The sequence below is a fragment of the Leucothrix pacifica genome (assembly GCF_003172875.1).
Classification (GTDB): Bacteria; Pseudomonadota; Gammaproteobacteria; order Thiotrichales; family Thiotrichaceae; genus Leucothrix; species Leucothrix pacifica.
The window spans coordinates 1-2,121 of sequence record NZ_QGKM01000105.1 but is presented as its reverse complement, the minus strand read 5'-3'; the positions used below and the strand labels follow the sequence as shown (position 1 = coordinate 2,121).

Below are 2,121 nucleotides of genomic sequence, written 5' to 3'. Positions count from 1 at the left end.
AGCCCCTTCTTTTAGATAGTGATATACCCTGCGAAGCTCCATTGCAATAGATGACTCTGGCCAGATCACTAAGTCTGGTTGTGGCAATACTTCACTATATGCAAGGTATTGCTTAATTGTATCGATGGCGTAGTAGCGTTTTGTTTTCTTGAGCTGGTCGGGTGAACCATGCACTAACCGTACCTTTAGCGGTCTTTCACCCACCGTCCCCCAGTCCATCGTTTGTAATTGCGCGCCACCCGCCCAAATAATTAACAAAGTAGATAGCATAGCAATTCTTGTTTTATTGGCTTTGAATATAAACAAACCAGCCAACAATGAAACAGATACCAACACTGACAACGTTACCGCTAGCTCACCACCCAGTGGCGCGAAGCCAGCCAGAGGCATATCAACAAATGCAAAACCCAGTTGGTAGTATGGGAACCCTGTCCACAACCAAGTTCTCACCCACTCACCAATCAACCAAACAAAGGGAAACAACACAACTAACCATCTAAACGAAGTATATTGCTTGATCCAAACCAAAGTCGCTGCATATATCACAGGGAAACAAATCAGAATAAAAATGATCCCACCCAATAGAAAGTACATGATGGGTTGGTAAATGACAGGGAAAGTTCCTATAAAGGTAAACTGCCAATACGAACCAGCACCATAAAACCCTAAACCATATAAAAAACCTCTTCGAATCGCCAGCTTGACTGTATTAGTCCGCTGGCATATGAGCAGAAAAGTAACTAACGACAAGATTGCTAGAGGCCAAATATTAAATGGGGAAAATGAGTAAACTATAAGAATACCCGCCAACAGTGAACCTATGTCGGGAGTGAGTTTTTTAATATGCACTAATTACTGACCAAGAAGATAAACTACAGAAATACACTCTAATATGTAAATCGAACCTCCCTTCCGTTCACCGTTGCTGTATAAGCCCCCTTCTTTTTCACTATATAATCACCTACTTTAATATCCTTACGTGTGAGAACAACCGAATCATCACAAAGTACTTTTACTTTTCCATTGACGTCTTTATATGTAATCGTAGGTTTATGGTAACGATTCGTGCATCCCCAAGTAATCTTTGTAATCACGCCCTCCATTTCATATCTTTTTGCTGATCCGCTGTTGTAGACACCAAAAGTAAAAAACACAACTGCTGACACCAACAGAAAACTGAAAAGTTGAAAACCACTTAGAGGGTGTTTAGTCAGAAGTCTCTCTGTTTCTTTACCGAACATATTTATCACCCGTCATCACCAGCGCATGGGAGTATAAGTTTCATTTGTAATCGAAGCATCAACTCCCGGATCTTGGATGCCTAAACCGATGCCATACCAACCAGAGCCCTGAAAATATGAAACGCTAAACATACCAAAACCAAAATTTGCGGTAGGAAAATCCCCAGCCCAATTTTGCTCTCCTAGACCATCAGGTAGCACGTAGATTGCAAGGTTACCTTCAAGTGAAACACCTTTATCTTTCCCAATACCCAGCCCTTGAACTGTATAAGGGTTTATATTACCACTTTTGCTAAAAGCTTGAACGTTCAACCCTAGCATACCTCCACCGACTTCAATTAGTGTTCCTTGCGCAGTCATCCCAGCTGACAACTCGAATTTCGGAAGTTGATCTATTTTCCATTGTTTAAGCTGTTCTGGTGACATCTTTTCAATAGCTTCAGATTCTTTTATTGCTTCACGTATCGCATAGTCTCGCATCTCATTATTAAATAAATGTACGAGAGCCGCGTTCATAGCACCATCATGGAAACTACCACCAGTAGCCTTTGTAGCCAAGCCACCAAATACAGAAGCAACAGCTGTTCGCGCAGCAATTGCGCCAGCGCGAATCCCTCCAATGCCACGCGTCACCATACCAGAAACATGCCCTGCAACCGCTGATATAAAGCCATGCTTAAACTTGCCACCTCGTAATTCAGCAATCGCTCCTTGAGTAATACCATGGGCCAACCAACTCGCTCCACCAAAAGGTGAAAGACCTCCAGCACCATGCCCAACCCAATTGGCAACACCGGCAGTCAATCCAGCAAACAGCGCACCTTTCAGTGCACCCTTCAGACTAGCGCCACTGGCGATCCCACCTAAAAAGCCTGCAGCT

3 protein-coding genes are annotated in these 2,121 nt (G+C 43.2%); all 3 read right to left on the bottom strand.

The genetic code is table 11. The annotated features are described in order from the left end of the window. A partial coding sequence (locus DKW60_RS22175; RefSeq protein WP_219988872.1) for a hypothetical protein occupies positions 1 to 849 on the bottom strand: 849 nt, incomplete at its 3' end. Between the two features lie 38 nt (positions 850 to 887). Next, a complete protein-coding gene (locus tag DKW60_RS22170) occupies positions 888 to 1,241 on the bottom strand; it encodes a hypothetical protein (RefSeq protein ID WP_109839844.1) in 354 nt (117 codons plus the stop codon). Between the two features lie 15 nt (positions 1,242 to 1,256). Beyond that, positions 1,257 to 2,121: hypothetical protein (locus DKW60_RS23865; RefSeq protein WP_219988871.1), on the bottom strand; the 865-nt coding region annotated here is incomplete at its 5' end.